Raw genomic sequence first — 21401 nt, 5'->3', positions numbered from 1 at the left:
CAATTTGGGTAGCCAAAAATAGATTAGCCAATTTGGATTGGCCTTTGATTTATTGGCTGGGGCTTCTCGCCTCCCGTTTCGGAGGGGCCGAAACTAAACACCCCTTTCGTCAAACGACTTCTGGCAACCTCGATATATTTGTAAAGCGTGGGTTTTGAAATCCCCATCATTTGGCAAATCTGAGAGACAGTATGCTTTTTTTTATCGTACAGAGAAACAGCCAGAGCTTGTTTGTCTTGACTCAAGGCTTTGGGTCTCCCTCCGTGCCGACCTCGAGCCGCTTTGAGGCCCGCCTGAGTTCTTTCACGGATAAGGTTTCTCTCAAATTCTGCCAAAGCCCCGAAGAGATGAAAAATGAGCTTACCAGAGCTCGATGAGGTATCGATGGCTTCCTGAAGACTTTTTAGACCAATCTCTTTTGATCCCAAAAGGGTGACGATTTCGATCAGGTCTTTGAGTGATCGACTGAGACGATCTAAGCGCCAGACAACGAGGGTATCACCAGAGCGGGCATAAGCTAAAATGTGTTGCAAGCCAGGGCGTTCTGATTTAGCCCCGCTGAGCCGCTATTCGAAGAATTTTTCGCATCCAGCCAGATTGAGTGCATCGAGTTGCAAATGTAAATTTTGATCGTTTGTAGACACTCTCGCATAGCCGAGTAACACGTCTCCTCCCTAAAAATAGTTAATTTACTCGTTTAAATGAAATTTATCTTAACATAGATATATTTACTCAGTAAATGAACCGTTTAATTCAAGAAAATGGGTCATGGAGAGGAGCCAAATAAAAAGTCAATAAAACGGCCCTTTCTTTTACTGGCTTTTCCAAAAGGATTTTTTTAAACCTCAAAATTTTTTTCGGTATGTGGTATGACGTTAAAGACCATCAGAGTTATTAAAAATGAAATTAACAGGAAACCCTGTTTTTGGAGCGAGAGGGGGATAAAATGAATGACCCAAACCGAAATAATAACAACGTCAATATAATAAGAAATGCCAATCAATATTTGATTTGATATCATCATTTTAAATAAGATGCGATACCGCCAAAAAACCTTGATGGTAGGAGTATTTTATTCATTTTGATAGTAAAAACAGGGAGAATGTAGCACATGCATCTCATCATCAACTGGGAAGATTTTTTACAACACCATTGGCAAAAACATCCTGTCTTGTTAAAAAAAGCGATTTCTCATTTTATCAATCCGGTTTCGCCTGAAGAGCTGGAAAAACTGGTGACAGAACAAGCCCTCGAGAGCCAACTCATTCAAAGGAATCATGGAAAATATCAATTAGTGCATAAACCCTTTAATGGGTATGCCTCATTAGGTCAACGAAACTGGTCACTACGGGTGGAAGCGATTAATCATTCGCACAGACCCGCTGAAAAATTCCTGTCTCTGTTTCGTGTCTTCCCCGATTGGGTCAAAGAAGAGCTGACGGTGGTTTTTTCAGTACCCGGCGGTGGGATTGGCCCTCAGACTAAACCGTCTGACGTGTTGATGATACAAGGAATGGGACGCAGCCGATGGCGTGTAGGAGATCGAGGGTCATCGCCGGTTTTTGATGATGGTCAGAACGACTTTTCTGAAGCAATGGTGGATGAAGAGCTGAGTTCCGGGGATATGCTGTATATCCCCAAAGGCTCTGCCCATGAAGCCATTTCGTCCGAAGCCGCCATGAGAGTTACTGCCTTCATTTTTGGACAGACAACAGCCTGCGCATGATAAGGAAATGGACTGAGTCCCTTTCAGATGAAAATCATAAAGGCATTGAGTATGCCCCCTCGCCCGATTTACTCCTGCGTGAAGATCCCACCGAAATTCTGCCTCAAGACATCACCGCCGTCCAAGAGATGATGAGTCAATTCCTGGTCCAGAAGAGAGAGCATCTTGAAACCTGGTTTGTTCAGGAGATGTCTCAAACCGCCTATGAGTTACCGAAGTCGCCTGCGGCGCAGGTGTACGCCCCTTCACAGGTTCAGACCTTATTGCAACAGGGACATCCATTGCACCGGTTAATGGGGCTACGTATGTTGCACATCGGCGACCGCTATTTTGTCAACGGCGAGTCGCTTGACTCAGATCATGCCGACGCCTGGAATATTCTGGCACGTCACAGGATGATTGATGGCCAGATGCTCATAAAATTCATCAACGAGGACGATTTTTTGGCACAGTTAACCTTGCTGATGAATCAAGGGTATTGGTATTTCTCATCCATAAAAAAAGACTGATGCCGTTGATGAATGATTTTCATCAAAAATGACATAAATCACATAAATATAAGTATCATTTACTCTCATTTTGGTATGGTGAAGAAAATTCCCTGATGCTATAGTATACCTATACCTATGAAAGTCACCCTTTCATAGGGGTTTTTATATACACAGGCAAGAAGTCTTTTTAATCACATAAAGCCCAAATAAGCCTATGATAAATCAGCGATTTTTAAGTTTAATTCGACATAATATATAATTAGAAAAAATCACAAAATTTAATTTAAAGTTATTGCAATAAGTTATATTTATTTCATTAATTAACTGATTAATGAATCGTAATTTTTAGCTATTTTTAGAATTTTATATCTCAGTGCTAAACTCGTTTTTGTCATGCCTTACAAGGGTTAATTTGATAAATGACGGTCATTTTTGCTGAATCAATTCGTTAATGGAGCATCATCTTGGCTAGGCGAAACGTGCTCCTCTTTATACAAAGAGGTTTAATGTTATTTATTAATATCTTAAAGTATATATCATTGTTTCTTATTATATCTATAATAGGACTATATTCTTTTGTTGAATATAGGATATTTCAATTCAATAAAAACTCAATTGATATAATTGCTCATGCTGGCGGACAGATAGATGGACATATATATACTAACAGCCTTGAAGCGCTTAATAATTCATATAATGAAGGTGCAAAAATATTTGAATTAGATATTAGAGAAACAAAAGATGGGTACTATGTTGGAACACATGACTGGAAAACATGGGCTCAACAAACGGGATATTCTGGCGAATTACCACCCAATCTTGAAGAATTTAAACGATATAAAATTTTGAACAAATATACCGCAATGAGCTTTGAAGATATAAATAATTGGTTTTTATCACATCCTGATGTTGTATTTATAACAGATAAAGTTGATAAACCATTAAAAATGGTAAATTTATTTTATGATAAATCAAAAATAAAAATGGAGCTTTTCTCTAAAAAATCCATGAGAATGGGTGGAGGTATATTTGACGGTGCAATGGCTAACTATTACTCTCTTAGTCAGATAACAAAAACTCTACTTGTAAAATATGATTTTATTTCAATGATAGAGTTTTTTAAAAAAAACATTTCAATGATAGAGTTTTAAAAAAAAAACAATCTAAAATATGTTGTAGCAGGGAAACCATTTTCTTATGAAGATAAGTTTAAATTGAAATTAATAAGGTTAAATGGAATAAAGATTTATATGTACCTTTTTGGAACTAATGATGAAATTACACAACAAGTAATTGAATATCGTAGTTATTTAGATGGTGTTTATTATAATAAAATCCCAAATTAACTTGTTTCTTAATAAAAAAAAGCATTTTTTTGAGTTGGTTTTGTTGGTTTTGTTGGTTCTGTCGCATTAAGAAAAATTCAGCTTAACCAGTCACAACATAATGTGGTTATGGCAATTTAAAAAGCCTTAATGCGACAGAACCTTAAGGACGCGGAAGCAGTAATAGCCGTCATGGTTATTCGCCAAGCTCCTGACTTCGACGCGGTCATGGAAAAGGTCACCCTGTGGCGTAATCGCCTGTGAGATAATCTGTACCCTATTGTTTATATGGACTATATTGTCATTAAAGTGCACCAAGGAAAGGGTTATCTGAAATCAAACCGGACATATCGGAATTTTTTGAAGGTACCAATAAACAAGAGGAGATAGTTATACAAAAAGAAACTTCCATATCTTTATTGATAACGGGTCACTTTGGAAAAGAAAACCGTCTTCAACCCTATATTTTTGACATTCCCCCCTTCTTTAATGAGGAATAAATAATTTAAATGACTATTAATAATATTATTAAAAAAATTAATTTAAAATTCAATAAAATATTTTTTTCTTTTATTTCTCTTGTTATTTTGTTTTTTACAGCAAAGCTAATATTAAAATGCGCGGGTATTCTTCCATCAGAAAGAAATATTTTTTTACTTTTAATATTAATTGTTATTTTGACTTCATCAAAAAAAGCTTTTTGGTTTTTAGTTTTTCCTATGTGTACTTTATATTCAATATATTCACCAATAGGAATAATTTATGGACCGCCTAATTATTCATATGTGGCATCTGTTTTTGCAACAGATTTTCTCGAAATAAAAGAATTTTTGACTCATATACCTATAAAGAATTATTTTTATCCAATATTTATAATTTCTGGTATTTTTTTATATCGATTTTTTATCGTAAAAAACAACATTGAGTTTTATAAAAATAAAAAATTAATAAGTATTTTTGTTATTTTTTCTATGATAAATCAATCTCCAGCAGAATTTTTTAAAATTACGATAAGATCAATTTTAGAAGTTAAAAATGAAATTGTTGTGTTAAATAATTTTAAATCTTCTTCAGAATGGGGTAGATCCCATCTAGAAAATTCGAAATATGATAATTACATTCTTGTTATCGGTGAAAGTGCGAGAAAAGATTATCACCATGCATTTGGTTATCCAATAAATAACACTCCTTTTATGAGTAGTAATAATGGGATTTTAGTGAATGGATTAACGTCTGGAGGCTCAAATACTGTTTCTTCATTAAGGTTAATGTTAACGAAACCAGATTTTAAAAACTGGAAACCTAACTATCATTTAACATTGATTGATTTAGTAAAGTCAGCGGATATAAAAACTTATTGGCTATCAAATCAAGGATACTTTGGATACCATGATACTCCTATTTCTGCAATAGCTAAAAAAAGTGATTATAAATATTTTTTAAAATCCGGAAATTATTATAGTAAGAATACCAGTGACTTTTTATTGTTAGAAAAAATAAAAGAAATAATAAAAAAATCAAAAGAAAAGAAATTTATTGTAGTTCACCTATATGGTTCCCATTCTGATGCTTGTGATAGATTGATTGATTATAAAAAAATAACTAATGTTAGCGATAAAAAATATTCTTACATCAATTGTTATATATCATCCATTAATAAAACTGATGAGTTTTTACATAAATTAAATTCATTTATGATGAAAGAATTTTCTAAAAATCAGGGGTCTTACTCAATGTTATACTTTGCTGATCATGGATTAGCACACAATGAGACTGACGGTGTTATATACCTAAACAATAGTAGAGTAAGTAAGTTTCATTATGACATACCATTGTTCGAAACATCATCTGATTCTAGTAGTAGAAAAGAGTGTTATTCTTTTAAATCAGGACTAAACTTTATTGATGGCATAGCTAAATGGATTGGCATAAAGAACGAAAAAATAAATAAAAACTACAGTTTTTTCGATTGTAAAGATGATCCTAATGATTATGGTTTAAGGAATTATATAGCAAAGACGACTGACTATACAGATCCTGCAATAGATATTAGTGGTAAATGATAACTCACGAATAAAACCCCAAAAGGAGGCTTTTATCTGATAAGGCTTGTTTCAATCGCATCATATTTTTCATAGTAAGCCTTTTGCTTTACGCCGATAGTACGTGGCGTTGTTCGGTTACCCTGAGCCAGAGTTTTTTTCTGAATTTTAGGCGGTTCTGTCACTTTTAAGCATCCCCATCAGTACTCAAGTAGTTTCTGTGCTCTCGGCCATCAACCCCACGTTAACGCAAAAGGTGTTTGCACTGGACCTGGGAAACGCAGATAGGCGTCACTTTCTCGATGGATCAGCGGGAATATGCGCATTTTCTGACAGTAAAATAGAATAAACAAGAATGACACATGCAATATATTAGTATTTCATTATTTGAAATTACTGCCTATTTATCAAGGGCTAAAAAACTATCAGCTAGAAAAAATCCCAGTTCGGGAAACAGAATTTTTTGTATGCCAAGAGCATTTTTTAACCTATGACGGTCCGTCATAGATTGATTATGCGTCTAATTAAAAACTTATCATACGCTTAAATAGCAGTTGCTGAATGTCCTGCTTTTGGGACAAAACAGCATGAGCTGTAATAGTTTCATCTTCGACTGAATACAGCACACGATAACCATTTGCCGTATTACATTCACGATATTGAGCACAGCCTATTTTAAGCAATTCCGGGCAGATCTGACAGCCCAGGGGAAAATCACTCACTCGTTTTTCGAATTGCTCAATAATGGCGGTGATAACCTCTTTTCGTTTCGCCTCTATACGCCGTAATAAATAACTCGAAATATCATCGATACAGATTTTGACGGTATTAGTGTATTGAAATACAACGCCCATATCATAACCCCTCGAGCAGCTGGCCTCTTGAGTAGACCTTGCCGTCAGTTTTATCTTTCTCAGAGAGGGTAAGCAGCTTCAGTAATGCGATGGCGTTTTCCCGCTCCTTTTGCACATCGTATGACTCAATCACATACGCAGGAACGCCGTTCTGTGTGACAAGAATCGGTTCTGCCAGATCAAGCGTGGCGGCGTTTTTTTTCACATAACTGATTGTTTCGACTCTCATGATAAATCCCCCCCTTTTTATAATTAAGTTTAAATTTAGTCTAAATATGGTTTTAATGCAAGGTGTATCTGGACGGAATTACCTGAATGTTCAACTGGCGGCCACATTATGACAGGCGGTTGAAATCTGACCCGAGCGCGGGTGATCTTGTTGGATGCGCTGGTTGCCCACCAGAAACTGAGGTGACGGAGATTGGGGAGTTCCCGTCTATCGTGTGCGCTATCCGAGTCCGAGATGTTTGGGGCAATCTGGTAACGCTCCACCGCACATATCTCACCCAAAACGGTAAGAAGGCCAAGGTCGGCAACGCCAAGAAAATGATGCCCATTCCGGAATGTGTTCATAACGTACTGATCTGGGCTGACAAAGATAAGTCTGTAACTGGTAAGAAGTCAGCGAACGTGTTGAAAGCCAAGCTGGAGAAGCGCGGCATTCGTGTGTACCTCCTGCTGCCTAATCTCCCCAGCCTAGAGCGAAAGGGATTGACTGGAACGATGTCCTGATGAGTCAGGGAAGCCTCGGTTTCCCAAATACTCGCTACAGACGTGAACTATGCCTGTACAAAACAGGCGGCAGGCATTCAATCATTTTATGATTGAATGCCCAGAACGCTTGTCGGAATATTTATGAAAAACGCGCACTTACACAGAATTCCTGACAGTCTCTCAACTTTTAGGAGGCTACTTCCAATGGGTATGCTGAATATGATTTTTTGAATTTTAATTGATGAAAATTCAATTTAATTAACATTAGCTTTCAAAAATTCATGAAAGCTGACGTGGCCATCTTTATTTCGATCCATTTCCTTAAAACTCTTTTTTATATCGTCATCACTAAAATAATCACCTAATATTTCTTTTAATTCATTTAGAGTAATAGAACCATCATATCATTATTCTTGTCATGTTTTTTAAAACGGTTTCTAATTTTTTTAAGTTCATCTTTGATTAAGATTAAGCTTTTTTATCATTTCGTTGGTTCATATTGAATGAATATTAATAGTATGTAATACAAATAATAAGATTGGCCTGTCTTTACAAAATATCAAGAAGCCTATTTGGTGTTGCTCCCTAAACCCCCAAAAGAAACATTTTCGGTTTCACCAGATAACCGGATTGGTGACCCCCCTCATGTTGTCTTCCCTAAAACATTTCTGCCTCAAGCTCACACAGTGACCGCATTTATTTTTTTGGGGGATACTTCAGTCTTTTTTTGGTCATAGAGGGGTCGTTTGACGAAAGGGAAATTAAAGTACTATAAGGGCTTCCCCGATTAGTCAACCCCGGTTTTTTCTGTCTGGCTATCTATCACTGAAGTTAAAGGGATAAGACTGCGGTACTATAAACGGCCATGATGAATCATTATCGATTCGGACCCTGATGAAAGACGCTCGTAAGATTCTCGTTCGCTAAACGGATAATAATATCCAGTACTTTTACAGAAATACCTCACGGGGGTCTAACCCTTTTACATCAACGCTGACAGTTCAGATAAGATATTTTTACTGCGTCAATTAAATGACTTATTGTAGAACCTGAAGTCATCACCATAAAACAGGGACGCCCAACATAAACGGGCATTTTTGGCTGCGATTGCCACAGCAGTACGCCAGTAACCTCGGCGGTTGATCAGCGAACTCACCCACTGACTGAAAGGATCTTGTTTCTTCTCCACACCAATCATGACAGAACGTGCTCCTTGGACAAGCAAGGTGCGTAAGTAGGCATCACCCGCTTTGGTGATTTTTCCCAGTCTGGATTTTCCCCCACTACTGTACTGTGACGGTGTTAAACCGAGCCAAGCTGCCAACTGACGCCCATTTTTAAAATCATGAGCAGTGCCAATTAGCAACCAGCGCACTCGCCGTTGTTGGACCCACCCCTTTGAGTTTCATCAGATTTTGGCTGCGACTATCCTGCTTAGCGATTGTTGCCAGGATGCGATCATACTCAGCAATTTTCAACTCAATGGCATCAATATGTTCTAGCAGAGTATCGATGCACTGCCGGACCCATCCTGTTAGGTTTTCCCTGTGCTCTGCAACCAGGCGGCGTAACGATTCCGTACGTTGTGGTGCAATGAAACCAAATTCAGAGACTAATCCACGAAGACGGTTATAAGATGCAGTCCGCCCTTCAATAAATCCCTGTCGGGTACGGTGCAAGCATTGCATTGACTGTTGTTCTTCATCTTTAACAGGAACAAAACGCATATGTGGCCGACGAACCGCTTCACAAATCGCCAGCGCATCCGCCGCATCATTCTTCCCGGCTTTACCTGCTAAGCGATAAGGAGAAACAAATTTAGGCGCCATGAGTCGGACGTTATGACCATACCGCGTGAATAATCTTGCCCAGTAATGTGCGCCGGAACAGGCCTCCATGCCGATCGTGCAAGGAGGTAAATTAGCAATTAGCTCTGGCAATGCGGTTCGAGGCACTTTAGGCTTAACTAGACAGGAATACCATTTTTATCAACACCATGAACAGCAAAGACATTTTTAGCAAGGTCTATCCCAACGGTTGTAATAATCATAGTCTTCCCCTATATTCGAATTTTGGTTATCTTCCCCATAATGGCACAAAAGTGAGTACAGTAACCTTAATTTAGGGGAAGTCCCTTTCATTCGCCAAGCTTTACTGAACAACTGTAGTTGTCCAACACTTTCCTGTGGAGCTCGCTTAAAGTTTTAGCACCAGTGGATCTGCCTCGCGCCGGAAACCGGCACGCTCGTAGAATGCGTAGCTCTTGTCGCTTGGCCAGACGACCAGCAATTCCAATTGTTGAGCTTCCGCCCAGTTTTTAGCTTCAGCGAGCAGGCGCCCGCCAGTTCCTTTATTCCGAAATTCCGGCAATGTGTAAACATTTGTTAGATATCCCCATTGACCATTGATGTCGTCGGGGTGAGGAATTTTTGCCACTTTGATTATCGACAAGACTGCGACGATCTGGCTGTTACTTTCAGCTACAAAAGGCACGAATCTGCCCTGTTCTTCGATGTTCATCAGAGCGGATTGGAATGCCGCAATGAATTTTTTTCTAGCTGAAGAGTCAGTCACCGGCGAATCATCCGTGCAGAGCTTCCAGCGAAGAGCGGCCAGTGAGCCGATGTCCACAGGGGTCGACAAGCGAAACCTAAGTATATCGCCACGGTCATTCCTTTTATCAAGCATACAGTTCTCCTATTGTCAGATTGAGCTATACCCTATCCTGATGTCAGGCTCTCATCACAAAACTGTCAGAATAGAATCAAATTTTCTATTTATTGACACAAAGAAACAAAGGTTATAGAGTTATCTCTGACACTTTTGGGGATAATTAATGACGGGACAACGTATTGGCTATATTCGGGTCAGTACTTTTGACCAAAATTCAGAGCGGCAGCTCGAAGGCATCACAGTCGATCGCATTTTTACCGACAAAGCCTCGGGCAAGGATATCAAACGACCGGAACTGGAGGCATTGCTGAGTTTCGTCCGTAGTGGCGATACCGTGTTGGTGCATAGCATGGATCGTCTGGCCCGTAATCTTGATGATTTACACCGCCTCGTTCAACTGTTGACGCAACGCGGCGTCCGCATTGAGTTCTGCAAGGAACATCTGAGCTTTACCGGCGAAGACTCACCCATGGCCAATCTGATGTTATCTGTCATGGGCGCATTTGCTGAATTTGAGCGCGCCTTAATCAAAGAACGCCAGCGCGAAGGGATTGCATTAGCCAAACAGAGGGGCGCTTACCGTGGCCGCAAAAAATCACTCTCGGAGAGTGAAATGACCGAACTATATCGCCGCGTGGTTGCCGGCGATAAAAAAGCACAGGTTGCACGCGACTTGGGTATCAGTCGGGAAACATTATATCAATATTTGAAGAGAGGAGAGTAGACCATGACGGTTTTTAAAGCAGTTGAGTCTATACATTAATTATTTAATAAGTATATTATGAATTTATCTAAATTTTTGATTTTGATTTTATTTCTTTTTTATTTTTGAATCATCAGCATCAACTCTTAAATAACCTACAAACGCTAGTGCTTCTTAAACACCTAAAAATCAGGAAATAAAAGTGATTTTTCCTCGAAATAACAACAAGCCTGAGTGTTGGAACCCCTGAGATATATTAAGAATAAACTTTCAATGAGTTTCTCTTGTCTGCCCCATGAATTGCCCACCTTAAAGATAAAATTGACAATAATAAAAAAACGTAATAACGTGTTATAACTTTATGTGCTGAATTAAGGAACTTTTTATGTCGACATTTAATACGCGTCAATTTCGTGCAGGAAACTCACAAGCTGTACGTATCCCTGCTAAGATGGCTTTTCCGCCGCAAACAGAGTTAGTTGTTTATCGCGAAGGTAATCGTATTATCGTAGAGCCGAAAGAACGCACTCTCGGCGATATACCTCGAATATTACATACTTTAAATCAAAACTTTATAGGTAGGCGCCCTGAGTTTGAGGAAAATAAAAGGGACTGGTCATGAAAAAGTACATGTTAGATACGAATATCTGTATCTATCTCATTAAAAAATGTCCCCCCGAAATTGTGAAAAAATTCGATAATTATCGAAAGGGAGAAATCATAATTAGTGCAATCACTTGGGCTGAACTGTGTTGTGGAATTAAAAAAGAGGGTAGAGATACTGTTGAGAACTTACTATCGGTTTTGGATGTAGAACCATTTGGAATAAAACAAGCAGATAAATATGGAGAGTTAACCCATTTTTTCCCAAATCGAAAAGCAAACTTGGATAGAATGATCGCCGCTCACGCAATATCGTTGAATGTTACTCTTGTAACGAACAATATTGATGATTTTTGTTCTTATACTCGTGTGGGCCTAAGCATTGAAAACTGGGTTAGCTCTCATAAATAATTTAGCATCTGGAGTCATCAGGGGGGAAGCAAGCAGTAGCAGGCTATAAGACCCCATAGCCCGTACAGCTTTTCTCAGTCACCATTAATTCACAACGGTCAGCGCATTCATTGTGAAAGTCCCTTCGCCTCGACGAGGTAAATCTTGAATTTCAGGAGTAATAGGGATCTAACGCTCAGTGGAACGAAAACTCACGTTAGGCAAGAGTCTGTAAATTTTTTTGTGTAAATAGCCTTAACATCCCAATGATGAGAAATAGAGAACCAATGCAGACTTTTTTATCGATATAGGTTTTTTATTCGACATACCTGCGAGCAACTATAGTCAGTCACTTCAGCAGTTTCTTTAATGCTTGGTTTTTTACCTGTCTGTAGTATATACACTTTTTTGTGTCGTTCTTCGCCAGCTTGCTTACCTCGATATTTACCCAACTTATATGTGCCCGCTCAATTCCTTGATTTTGTCTCTATCGAGGGCTCAACCAGTTTTTATGTGACATTGCGGCCATCAGATCTATCAGCATATTGTTCATATCGGCAATCACGGCACGGGTGATCGGATCGTTCGGTGATGCTTCTAGATCAGACAAGGCTTGCCATGAAGTGGGGACATCCAGGCTGACAATTCGCAGCTCATGTTGCTCAATCTGCTTTTTCAGTGTCATCCCGTGTTGCTCAGTCGAGTCAAGCGGTCTATTTTTTCTACCAGTAAAATATCATTCCGATGACTGTCTATCAGTAATCGTCCTAGCTCCGGTCTGTCGAGTTTTATGCCGCTGACATTTTCCCTGTAATAGCAGGCGATTCTCTGGCCGCGTTCCTGAATAAATTACTCCAGCATCTCTTTTGCTCAATCAGCAAATTGATCTTTCGTTGATGCTCTTAAATAAGCTCTGATGAACATTTTTTCACCTTATTATCGCATTTAAGTTATTTCATAAAACATATCGCATATAGATTATGTCATTATGACCATTCATTCACTTTTTTAATTATTTCATCAGGATATACCCTTAGGCGATAACTTTTTACGTAAATATTAAACTTCAAAATAATTTAAATACTTTTATCTGTGGAATAGAATTTGTCATAACATTTTGTAGTAAATACAGAAATACGTTTTTCTGTGTTTCTTGTCCTTCGTTTTTTATTTGAGATGCTTTTAATCGTAAATACTACTTTAATTAATTACGATTTTAAGATTTATCGTAAAATGAGATTAATTTAAATGAGTGGTAAAAAAATCTAGGTGTGATTTATGGCACGAGTTATATTGGCGACGAGAAAATTAAGCCATAGAGAAACTTTATCATTATCAGAGGCGGATTTCTTCACATGTTTGATTTAATTACAACTGTAGTGGATACATGATTTTTTACCTTGCCATGCGCTGGATTATCACATGCTTGGACATCCAATATTTCGACATGTTGAGCAGTAATCGCTCATCACTTTTAAGGTTTTCAATAGAACTGATATTGGCTATTAATGCTTTATGAACATGAACATCAAACAAATCAACTGAGTTAACATTAATCAACTCAACATCGACGACTTTTTCTGTCTTATTGTTTTTCGTTTTAACAGTGAGTGATTTGATTATTTGACGGCCATTATCATCGGATTTTAGCTCATAAGCCATAATTTGACCGATGGTATTTTTAGTTAATTTAAATAATTTAGGTTCATTTTTATCTTTATTTTCTATGAATATATCTAAAATAGATTGTAGTTCACCAGCAGCTGGATGTTGATGACAGTTATGATGAATCGAATTCTCGATTTTATCTCCATCAAATTTATTAATATAAATTTTAGGGGTAGTCTTTTTTTCAAAAGACTTAAGATCATCATAATATTCATTCATAAATATACGAAAATCCGAATAATTATCAAATGCTTTTGCCCCAAAATTCGGGTCATAAAATGACCATATATGTTGATTTTCTTCCAGCTTATGCACAACGATAGACATCGCATGAACAGTTGACATAAAACTCAGATAAATATTTTCATTCACTTTATCCGGTCTCAAGGAGTCTATAAAATGTTTATACTCAATTTTTTCAGGTTCAAATATATCGTTTTTACGATTACGCTTCCATTCTAAGCCATTTTTTTTAAATGTTTCCTCATAAAGCGCTTTTGCCTTATCTACTTGATTTTGACGCTTTTTTATATTATAATTATTAAAATAAAAGTCACTGCTATATTGCAAGTTTAGTAAATCTTTGATGACTGGCCCCAGAAGCTGACGGCGATAACTTATCTGTAATCTTTTTTGGATACCTTTAATATCATTAACATCTCTTGATTCATTATCGACATAAGCATTAACTAGTTCTGTTAACCACTTCATATAAGCTTTACCCCCACCTGGCCCATGCATGTGTTCTTCTATCATGTAGTGAGCAGACAAGCTAACGCATAATCCTTCGATGAATTCGCGAGCTTCTTCTTTGTTACCTTGAGTTATAAGGACTACACCTATCTCAGGGATCAATTTAATCAACTTATCTAAAAAATCATTCTGGCAAAAGTCGAATGATAATTCTTTTATCTTTTTATAACTGCCTTTTGTTTTTAATTCAGTGACATTTTCATAATTAATCGTATTTAAGCAATTTATGATTCGTGTAAAATCAGTAAGATTTGTTGTATTTTTTTGATTTTTTCCTGTTTTAGGGAAACTCAATAAACCTACATCTGGTATAAAATTTTTGAAATTTTTTATAGAAATCATTATTAATTTTCCAGTAGTTAGACGGCCGCAATTTTTGATTGTCTGTTCAGTCTCAGATAATATTAAGCTCCTAAATATTTTTATATTGAGCTTTTTAGAGGAATGATTTGTGTTTTTTCAGTTTAATTGTTATGGAATTTTTATTCCATTAATGAAAGATAAACATTAAAAAACCGCTCATCTTTTATTTCACCAAAATAGAAGCCATGAAAACATCAGTAGATAACCTGAGAATTGATTTTGACTGATGCGTTATTCATTCAATTTGATGAAAAAAAGAGGGGGCATTGTATTCAAGTTAAAAGAGGCGGGCGGTTTTTAAGCGGCCAAAGAAATAGAACGGCCGGAACAAAAATCTGGGTAAAAGGCCTTAATTTTAGCCAATTAGCTTTTATGGCTAGTCTAAATTCAACTCATTGACTCGAATTTTCAACTTTAATTAGATATCTTACCAACTTATATTATCGTAAAAACAGATAGTCGTATTTCTGTTTTTCTTGACTCATGTTTTATTTTTTGTAAAAATTAAATCGCAAATACTACTTTAATGAATTGCGATTTTAAGATTTATCGTAAAGGGTATCAATTATGATTATCTCAGTTTTGAACCAGAAAGGGGGGGTGGGTAAAACCACGTTAAGTATTAATATTGCGGCTCAGCTCTCCTTAAATGGTAAAAGAACTCTTCTTTTGGATGCTGATCCTCAAGGAAGTTCTTTGGATTGGGCCGCTGCTAGAGATGAAGAATCCCTTTTTACCGTTGTCGGTTTACCGAGAGCCACTCTGCATAAGGAAATCAGGAAATTTGCAGAGGACTACGAACACATCATTATTGATGGCCCTCCTCGTGTTACCGAGCTTGCTCGTTCTGCGATTATGGCGGCAGACATGGTTATTATACCTGTTCAGCCCAGTCCATATGATGTGTGGGCTGCGCAGGAAGTCATTGCTCTTATCAATGAAGCTAAAATTTATAAAGAAAACATTAAATCCGTATTTGTTGTTAATCGCAAAATCGCAAATACGGCCATTGGGCGTGACGTGTGTGATGCGTTAGCGACCTATTCAACAGATGTTCTTCACTCAACTGTCACTCAAAGGGTTATTTTTGCTGAATCAGCGGCAGCTGGAAAAGCTGTTTTTGAATTAGAACCTCATAGTAGTGCTGCAAAGGAAATATCTGCTTTGGTCGATGAAATTTTGGAGTTGCCATCATGAGTAATAAAAAAATAATTTTTGGCGTTAAACCAGATAGACCTGATATTGATTCATGGGTTGAGACTCGAGCTATTGAAGAAACGAAAAAAGTGCCAGAAAAAATGAAAAGACTGACTATCGATATTCCTGAAAGTTTACATAAAGCGGTTAAATCCGCTTGTGCCTTGAGGGGGACAAAAATAGCAGATGAAGTTCGTGGTTTACTTAACCACGAGTTTCGCAGTGATTTAGTGAGGCAAAGAGAGTAAGGATCTCATGTAATCAGAAATCACGGTTTTAATCCACTGCCATTTTTGCTGATAAGATAAAAGGACATTTTTTGAGATACGCGCCGCTTATATTGCTCAAACCAAGCGGATATGGCTAAAAAAATGTGATTGTTTTGCGTTCGACTCGTGCGGGCCTGACAGCGTTCTATTCCACAAGTCTGCTTGACTTCCCGATAATAAATTTCAACAGACCAGCCGGCCTCTATGACCACAGTCACTTTGTCACGGGTTGTCTCACTCATGTTGCTGGCAACATAATCAATGCGACCGTATTGGGCCACAAACTTGAAAACAGTGTAATGGTCAAGTAAACCCGGACAAATTTTTAAGACACATTGATGAATGGTATTCGCTCAAACTCCATCGGAGAAAGATATCCGAGTACACTGTGGGGACGTTTACTATTGTAACAAGCCAAATAGTCCAGCACACCGAGCTTGGAATCATGGGGGTCTTTAAGGGCTTCGTAGTGTCAATATTCATATTTCAGAGTGCGGAAGAAGCGCTCAGTAGGGGCATTATCCCAGCACTGCCCTTGTCACTGTGGCTTGCCCGCATCCCGATGACCGACAGGTGTTGCCCGTATTCGCTACTGGTGTACTGACTGCCTCTATCTGAGTGGTAAATGAGCCCCTTATCGGGCTTTCTACGCCAATACGCCATTTGTAAAGCCGCTAAACAGAGCTCAGTCCGCCTATGTCCTGCCAGGGCCCACCCTAATATGGCACTGTTAACAAAGTTAATGTTAAGATATTCTCTGTTTTTTAGGGGGATAAAGAAATGAAAAACAGGCACTATCCGCTCAAAGAGTGTGATTTTATAAAAATAATCGAACCTCATATTATAAAATATGATAAACGTCCAGGTAGACCTGCAAGCATCAGTCATTATCAGTTTTTTTCAGCTGTTTTGTACGTATTGAGAACGGGTATCCCTTGGCGTGATGTACCTGATTTATACGGTCATTGGCATACGATTTATATGCGCTTTAAAAGATGGAGTGAAAATGGCTTGTTCTGGAACTTGCTTTATCGTTTACAACAAAAAAAGAAAATCAAAATGGACTGTACATGGGTAGACAGTACGACGGTCGCCATCCACCGACACGGCTCAGGAAGCCTTAAAAAAAGGGACCTCAATCGATAGGGCGCGGCCGAAAAGGCGTGAGCACTCAAATTCACGTGGGTCTTTCAGGCCGCTTTCTCCGGAGTGCCTGTCTATCTGAAGGACAGCGCTCCGATATGAAAGCCTTTACTGAGCTGTGGATAAAGGGAAATGGGAGGAAGGTGAGCTACATCATCGCTGATAAGGGAGTTGACTTTTTTGATGTCAGAAAATTAATCCGGGATAGTGGAAAGAGCCCTGTGATACCCCGACGAAAAGGGGCTGTTTGCACCGGCATTCAACCTAATGATAAAGAAAAATACAAAACACGCTCTGCGATTGAACGTTTCTTCTTCAGCATAAAAGAACAAAAAAGACTCGCTTTACGCTTTGATAAACTCGATATCACCTTCTTTTCTTTCTTCGCTATCGCTTGTCTTAAGGTCTTTAATTTACTTTGTTAACACTGCCATAGCTGAACGAAATAATTTTGGTTACGTCATGTAATGAGAAAATAAAGCATCGATACTGCAATTGACCGCTCTTCTTTTGCTTTTTGCTTCTGCCCATTTATGCTCAATGGGATTGAGGTCAGGAGAGTAAGGAGGCAAGTATTCCATCAGATGCCCTGCCTTGATAATGGCGCGTTGAATATCTTCTCGCTTGTGGAAAGAGGCGTTATCCATAATGATAACGCCCGGGTGAGGAAGAGCGGGCAAGAGCTCTTGTGTGACCCAAGCATAAAACACATCGCTGTTAATGGAGCCAGTCAAGAGCGTGACCGCGATGAGGGTCACCCCCAATAGAAGCGCTAATGACGTTGGTACGCCCCTTAGCCTGCCAATCGTGCGTCCCAAAACAGCGTTGACCTCGTGCACTGTAGCCATAAAGGCGCGGCATATCGTGGGCGAAGCCGCTTTCATCGAGATAAACCCACGATTTGCCCTGCTTTTGATAGTCAGCGATTTTTTCCTGGAACAGCTGTCGTGCCTCTTCGTCTGCCTTGGGATGACGCAGAGTTTTTTTTATAGGTCAGACCCCATCTTTTCAACGCCTGCCAAATGGCTTTGGGGCACACCCCGAAACGCGCCGCCCGTTCCCGTTGATACGCATCCGGATAATCCTCAACATCTTTGATGAGCGCTTCTTTATCAATTTTACGCCGACGTGAAGAACAAGGGGCTGGCTCGATACGCTTGAGCCATCTTGTGATTGAGGCTGTACTGAGATGAAATCGCTGAGCTGTTTGTTTGATACTCAGACCTTCTTTCTCTCGAATCTTCAGAACTTTTTTACGCAAATCCACTGAATAGCTCATTTCTCTCCCTTATCTAGTCTTTTACTCTCAACATTCATTTCTTGATTTTATCTCCTAATCAAAATTAAATCGCTTAGCCATACAACCAAAATCGGGATGAGTTTACAGAAGGTATGTCATTGGTCATTGATTCAGTGACCAATGGAATAAACAACAGTTTACGTAAAATTGAGACACGCATCTTCTCTCTGCGTGGGGCACATCTGATAGCGATGTTTGCTCACACGCCTGTCGCCAAAGAATTTCGAAAATGGTGTTTAGATATTCTCGATAAAGAAGTCAGCGTTCCGCAATACCAAACCCAATCCCCAGAAGTGTTCAACGGAAACGATCTCAATAACCTGACTCGATTCGTTTTGGAGATGAGTCACGGATTTCATGTTGACCACTCATGGCGTCACGGCATTTGGTTTGCTCTGCAATGAACGCTTTATTGAAAGCGGCGGCACATCAAACCGACAATACCTTGGTATCGACCTTATTCATGCATAAAAAACCCTCATGAAGAAAATACATGGCCAGAAAAGACAAACCGGCTAATCGGGACTTACTATATTAACTAACTAACGTTGCAAGAAAACTTGTGGGATCGCGCTATCAGGATGTGCCTGAACGCTGACATCTGCATGATACCAACGGGTTAAAATTTTTTCGGTTAATACCTCAGACGCGGTGCCTTCTGCAACGGCTCTACCTTCATGTAGTAATAAAATACGGTCAGCATAGAGTGCGGCCAAATTCAGATCATGCAAAACACAGCAGACTCCTAAAGCTTGATGCCGTGTTAATTGACGTAATAGACGTAAGCTGTGCTGCTGATAATAGAGATCGAAAGAAGATGTCGGTTCATCTAGCAGTAAAAAGCAAGGCGTAGGCTCATGGTGCCAAAGTTGAGCTAATGCACGTGCAATCTGTACTCTTTGCTGCTCTCCACCGGATAATTTTCGGTAGTCTCTCTGAGAAAGCGCGGCACACCCCGTTTGTTCCATAACCATTTGTACAATATGATCAAGTTGATGAGCACCATGAGGCGCCCTGCCCATCGCCACGACTTCTTTAACGCTAAATGAAAACAATAGGTGACTGGATTGGCACATCATCGCACGAGTTTTGGCTAATAAATGCTGGGGCCATTGAGACAGAGGCTGACCTAATAAATCGCAACGTCCCAATGTCGGCGATAAATAGCCACTGAGCAATTTCATTAAGGTAGATTTTCCCGCGCCATTCGGCCCGATAATGGCCACTATTTCGCCCGGCTGGATTTGCATAGAGAGAGTTTGGATTAAAAAACGATTACCGAGACGGTAATGTAAATTTTGCACGTTGAGCAAAATAGGCGTGCGCGAAGAAAGCGCATTTTGACAAAATCCTTTAAAACTCACTATGAACACCGAGCTTGTTTGAGTATCAGCCAGAAAAAGTAAGGGGCTCCGATCAGGCTTGTGATCAAACCGACTGGCATTTCTGCAGGGGCGACGATGGTTCGAGCCAGAGTGTCTGCGGTGATCAATAAACAGGCGCCGCCTAAGGCGGCCCCTGGCAATAACCAGCGATGATCGCTGCTTAAATGAATCCGTACTAAATGAGGCACAACCAAACCGATAAAACCGATGACGCCTGTTATTGACACTGAAACCCCCACCAGCAAAGCGCTTAATAATAATAGCTTTCGTTTCGTTCGGGCCACATCAACACCGAGGTAATGCGCCTCTTCATCACCCAATTGCAATAAATTCAGTTTATTGGCTTGAAATAATGTGATGGCGATGGCAGGGAGAATCAAAGTCGTTGCAATGAATAATGTGCGCCACTCTATTTGGTTGAGAGCGCCCATCATCCATAAAGAGAAATGTCTCAGTTGTTGATCTGTGCTCAAATAACTCAGGAGGCCGATGCCGGAACCACATAGTGTATTGATGGCAATGCCAGCCAATAATAAACGGCTTAAGTTGCAGCGCTCACCCGATCGACTTAAAAAAAGGATCATGAAAGAAATCAGTAAGCTGCCTATAAAAGCCGCAATTAAATGGGAGCAAATCCCTAAAAACGGTAAAGTGAACGGCATCATCGTGGCTAAAGCCACTAAAAATGCGTCGCCGCTGCTGATGCCTAATAAGCCGGGCTCCGCTAATGGGTTTCGAAACAGCCCTTGCATAACGGTGCCGGAGACAGCCAGTGCACTGCCGATCAATATCGCCAAAAGCACTCTCGGTAAACGAATATTGAGCCAAATTTGCCAAGCCATGTCTTCTAATGGGGCATGCCATAAATTGTAAAAAGAGAGTGTGAGCGCGCCCAAATTAGCTGATCCTATGCTGATCAATATTAATAATGTCAGGAAGGCGCCAAGTTTATAACGAGCGGTGTCGGTTTTTTTCATTTTGAATAGGATCTTACTGTCCGATATAACTGACTCATCACGTTGGGTGTTTGTAATCCAAAACCCAGCAAAGCCATAGCATCGAAAACAAGGACACGCCGGTTCTTGCCTGCCGGTGTTTTATCCATTCCTGGCAGTTGCCAAACCTGATCTAATCCTCCTAAAGACTGAACACTTTCCGTGGTGACCAGAAGGAGATCTGGCCTACTGGCGATAACACCTTCCGCAGATAATCGGCGGTAATGCTTGAACCCTTGCATGGCATTTTGGCTACCCACCGCTCTAATGACCGCATCGGCTGAAGTATCCTGCCCCGCAACCATGGGAGAGCCGCCTCCATAATTCATAATGAACAGGATTTTGACGGGCACAGGGGTATTTTTAATGGACTCGATTTTTTTTTGATATGTTTGAGAAAGTAATTCACCTTTTTCTATTTGATGAACCGCCTGAGCGATGGTCTGAATTTTTTTTGTCACGCTCTTTAATGTGAGCTCCGCTGGTACTTTGACGACCTTAACACCGTTATCTGATATCTGTTTCAGGACCAAGGTAGGTTGAGCCTGTTCGGTGACCAGTACCAGCGTGGGTTTCATCGCCAAAATCCCTTCTGCATTGAGCTGTCGCATATAACCAATGTTAGGCAGGGTTTGAATTTCTTTGGGTTGAAGACTGGTGCTATCGCGAGCCACTACTTGTGAACCCATGCCCAATGCGTAAACAATTTCAGAGACATCTCCACCAATGGTAACAATCCGCTCCGCCGATATAGCAAGAATAGGGGATAGCAATAAACCCACTAAAAACCAATATTTCATTTTTTAG

Annotated in this window: 25 protein-coding genes and 4 pseudogenes; 13 read left to right on the top strand and 16 right to left on the bottom strand. The window is 39.5% G+C overall.

Annotated elements, in window-relative coordinates; all coding sequences use genetic code 11:
* Positions 1-23: 23 nt before the first annotated feature.
* Positions 24-665 (bottom strand): annotated as a pseudogene (locus tag HDEF_RS13420) (recombinase family protein).
* 446 nt (positions 666-1111) lie between these two features.
* Here HDEF_RS13420 and HDEF_RS13415 point away from each other — a divergent pair.
* From HDEF_RS13415 to HDEF_RS09720, 4 genes are all read left to right on the top strand, one after another.
* The gene (locus HDEF_RS13415; RefSeq protein WP_234809404.1) at positions 1112-1726 is read left to right on the top strand and encodes a cupin domain-containing protein; all 615 of its coding nucleotides are present in this window, start codon (positions 1112-1114) and stop codon (positions 1724-1726) included.
* Positions 1723-2235 (top strand): winged helix domain-containing protein, encoded by a 513-nt coding sequence (locus HDEF_RS13410; RefSeq protein WP_234809403.1) that lies wholly within the window; start codon positions 1723-1725, stop codon positions 2233-2235. The genes HDEF_RS13415 and HDEF_RS13410 overlap by 4 nt, the downstream gene beginning before the upstream one ends.
* 488 nt (positions 2236-2723) lie before the next feature.
* A complete protein-coding gene (locus HDEF_RS11040) occupies positions 2724-3368 on the top strand; it encodes a glycerophosphodiester phosphodiesterase family protein (protein WP_048901577.1) in 645 nt (214 codons plus the stop codon).
* A 683-nt stretch (positions 3369-4051) separates the two neighbouring features.
* The gene (locus tag HDEF_RS09720) at positions 4052-5605 is read left to right on the top strand and encodes a phosphoethanolamine transferase (protein WP_015874461.1); all 1554 of its coding nucleotides are present in this window, start codon (positions 4052-4054) and stop codon (positions 5603-5605) included.
* Positions 5606-6108: 503 nt separating this feature from the next.
* On the opposite strand, the gene HDEF_RS09715 is transcribed toward HDEF_RS09720, so the two are convergent.
* Together HDEF_RS09715 and HDEF_RS09710 are read right to left on the bottom strand one after the other, a co-directional pair.
* Positions 6109-6438, bottom strand: a complete 330-nt coding sequence (locus HDEF_RS09715; RefSeq protein ID WP_015873791.1) for a type II toxin-antitoxin system RelE/ParE family toxin — start codon at positions 6436-6438, stop codon at positions 6109-6111.
* A gap of 1 nt (position 6439) precedes the next feature.
* Positions 6440-6667: a type II toxin-antitoxin system Phd/YefM family antitoxin gene (locus HDEF_RS09710; protein ID WP_015873792.1), complete on the bottom strand. Its 228-nt coding sequence runs from the start codon at positions 6665-6667 to the stop codon at positions 6440-6442.
* 182 nt (positions 6668-6849) lie between these two features.
* On the opposite strand from HDEF_RS09710, the gene HDEF_RS09705 reads away from it, so the two are divergent.
* Positions 6850-7170 (top strand): DUF7146 domain-containing protein, encoded by a 321-nt coding sequence (locus tag HDEF_RS09705; RefSeq protein WP_407078888.1) that lies wholly within the window; start codon positions 6850-6852, stop codon positions 7168-7170.
* Positions 7171-7406: 236 nt separating this feature from the next.
* Here HDEF_RS09705 and HDEF_RS13840 read toward each other — a convergent pair whose 3' ends face one another.
* The 3 genes and pseudogenes from HDEF_RS13840 to HDEF_RS09695 all read right to left on the bottom strand — a co-directional run bounded on the left by HDEF_RS13840 (position 7407) and on the right by HDEF_RS09695 (position 9840).
* Positions 7407-7544 carry an EF-hand domain-containing protein gene (locus tag HDEF_RS13840; RefSeq protein ID WP_086935046.1) on the bottom strand — a complete coding sequence of 46 codons (138 nt, stop codon included), beginning with the start codon at positions 7542-7544 and terminating at the stop codon, positions 7407-7409.
* Positions 7545-8176: 632 nt separating this feature from the next.
* A pseudogene (locus HDEF_RS09700) lies at positions 8177-9202 on the bottom strand (IS110 family RNA-guided transposase).
* A 146-nt stretch (positions 9203-9348) separates the two neighbouring features.
* Positions 9349-9840 carry a GNAT family N-acetyltransferase gene (locus tag HDEF_RS09695; protein WP_015874455.1) on the bottom strand — a complete coding sequence of 164 codons (492 nt, stop codon included), beginning with the start codon at positions 9838-9840 and terminating at the stop codon, positions 9349-9351.
* Between the two features lie 148 nt (positions 9841-9988).
* Here HDEF_RS09695 and HDEF_RS09690 point away from each other — a divergent pair, with 148 nt between their 5' ends.
* From HDEF_RS09690 to HDEF_RS09680, 3 genes are all read left to right on the top strand, one after another.
* A complete protein-coding gene (locus tag HDEF_RS09690; protein ID WP_015874454.1) occupies positions 9989-10549 on the top strand; it encodes a recombinase family protein in 561 nt (186 codons plus the stop codon).
* Between the two features lie 364 nt (positions 10550-10913).
* Positions 10914-11150, top strand: a complete 237-nt coding sequence (locus tag HDEF_RS09685; RefSeq protein WP_015874453.1) for an antitoxin — start codon at positions 10914-10916, stop codon at positions 11148-11150.
* Positions 11147-11542: a type II toxin-antitoxin system VapC family toxin gene (locus HDEF_RS09680; protein WP_012738245.1), complete on the top strand. Its 396-nt coding sequence runs from the start codon at positions 11147-11149 to the stop codon at positions 11540-11542. Before HDEF_RS09685 ends, HDEF_RS09680 begins: the two co-directional genes overlap by 4 nt.
* Positions 11543-11820: 278 nt before the next feature.
* Here the strand turns inward: HDEF_RS09680 and HDEF_RS11225 are convergent.
* Positions 11821-12445 (bottom strand): annotated as a pseudogene (locus tag HDEF_RS11225) (recombinase family protein).
* Between the two features lie 471 nt (positions 12446-12916).
* Positions 12917-14284: a hypothetical protein gene (locus tag HDEF_RS09670; protein WP_015874452.1), complete on the bottom strand. Its 1368-nt coding sequence runs from the start codon at positions 14282-14284 to the stop codon at positions 12917-12919.
* Between the two features lie 588 nt (positions 14285-14872).
* Between HDEF_RS09670 and parA the strand changes: the two genes are divergently transcribed.
* Positions 14873-15502, top strand: coding sequence for a ParA family partition ATPase (parA, locus tag HDEF_RS09660; RefSeq protein ID WP_015874450.1), 630 nt, complete (start codon positions 14873-14875; stop codon positions 15500-15502).
* Positions 15499-15750 (top strand): plasmid partition protein ParG, encoded by a 252-nt coding sequence (locus HDEF_RS09655; RefSeq protein ID WP_015874449.1) that lies wholly within the window; start codon positions 15499-15501, stop codon positions 15748-15750. Before parA ends, HDEF_RS09655 begins: the two co-directional genes overlap by 4 nt.
* Before the next feature lie 20 nt (positions 15751-15770).
* On the opposite strand, the gene HDEF_RS12315 is transcribed toward HDEF_RS09655, so the two are convergent.
* From HDEF_RS12315 to HDEF_RS11170, 3 genes are all read right to left on the bottom strand, one after another.
* Complete coding sequence (locus tag HDEF_RS12315; protein WP_123875510.1) at positions 15771-16013, bottom strand: hypothetical protein; 243 nt, start codon at positions 16011-16013, stop codon at positions 15771-15773.
* Positions 16014-16096: 83 nt separating this feature from the next.
* Positions 16097-16201: an IS3 family transposase gene (locus tag HDEF_RS13835; protein WP_086935016.1), complete on the bottom strand. Its 105-nt coding sequence runs from the start codon at positions 16199-16201 to the stop codon at positions 16097-16099.
* 56 nt (positions 16202-16257) lie between these two features.
* A complete protein-coding gene (locus HDEF_RS11170) occupies positions 16258-16566 on the bottom strand; it encodes a DDE-type integrase/transposase/recombinase (RefSeq protein ID WP_052543469.1) in 309 nt (102 codons plus the stop codon).
* Here HDEF_RS11170 and HDEF_RS09640 point away from each other — a divergent pair.
* Positions 16552-16917 (top strand): transposase, encoded by a 366-nt coding sequence (locus HDEF_RS09640; RefSeq protein WP_012737981.1) that lies wholly within the window; start codon positions 16552-16554, stop codon positions 16915-16917. The two genes, HDEF_RS11170 and HDEF_RS09640, sit on opposite strands and share 15 nt — an antisense overlap.
* A 17-nt stretch (positions 16918-16934) precedes the next feature.
* Positions 16935-17339, top strand: a complete 405-nt coding sequence (locus HDEF_RS09635) for a transposase (RefSeq protein WP_158530960.1) — start codon at positions 16935-16937, stop codon at positions 17337-17339.
* A 30-nt stretch (positions 17340-17369) separates the two neighbouring features.
* Here HDEF_RS09635 and HDEF_RS09630 read toward each other — a convergent pair whose 3' ends face one another.
* Positions 17370-17762: a transposase gene (locus HDEF_RS09630; protein WP_015874447.1), complete on the bottom strand. Its 393-nt coding sequence runs from the start codon at positions 17760-17762 to the stop codon at positions 17370-17372.
* 71 nt (positions 17763-17833) lie between these two features.
* Positions 17834-18193, bottom strand: a complete 360-nt coding sequence (locus HDEF_RS09625) for an IS630 transposase-related protein (protein WP_015874446.1) — start codon at positions 18191-18193, stop codon at positions 17834-17836.
* A gap of 80 nt (positions 18194-18273) precedes the next feature.
* Between HDEF_RS09625 and HDEF_RS11790 the strand changes: the two are divergent.
* Positions 18274-18474, top strand: a pseudogene (locus HDEF_RS11790) (BRO-N domain-containing protein); the annotation flags it as partial.
* Positions 18475-18756: 282 nt separating this feature from the next.
* On the opposite strand, the gene HDEF_RS09615 reads toward HDEF_RS11790, so the two are convergent.
* From HDEF_RS09615 to HDEF_RS09605, 3 genes are read right to left on the bottom strand one after another with little or no spacing between them, the layout of a single operon-like run.
* Complete coding sequence (locus tag HDEF_RS09615; protein WP_425475051.1) at positions 18757-19527, bottom strand: heme ABC transporter ATP-binding protein; 771 nt, start codon at positions 19525-19527, stop codon at positions 18757-18759.
* A gap of 50 nt (positions 19528-19577) precedes the next feature.
* Positions 19578-20576, bottom strand: coding sequence for a FecCD family ABC transporter permease (locus HDEF_RS09610; RefSeq protein ID WP_015874442.1), 999 nt, complete (start codon positions 20574-20576; stop codon positions 19578-19580).
* Positions 20573-21394 (bottom strand): heme/hemin ABC transporter substrate-binding protein, encoded by an 822-nt coding sequence (locus HDEF_RS09605; RefSeq protein ID WP_015874441.1) that lies wholly within the window; start codon positions 21392-21394, stop codon positions 20573-20575. The genes HDEF_RS09610 and HDEF_RS09605 overlap by 4 nt, the downstream gene beginning before the upstream one ends.
* Between the last annotated feature and the right edge of the window lie 7 nt (positions 21395-21401).

The sequence above is a fragment of the Candidatus Hamiltonella defensa 5AT (Acyrthosiphon pisum) genome (assembly GCF_000021705.1).
Lineage (GTDB): Bacteria > Pseudomonadota > Gammaproteobacteria > Enterobacterales > Enterobacteriaceae > Hamiltonella > Hamiltonella defendens.
Note: the sequence above shows the minus strand (reverse complement) of the source record. Positions and strands in the feature narration are given on the sequence as shown.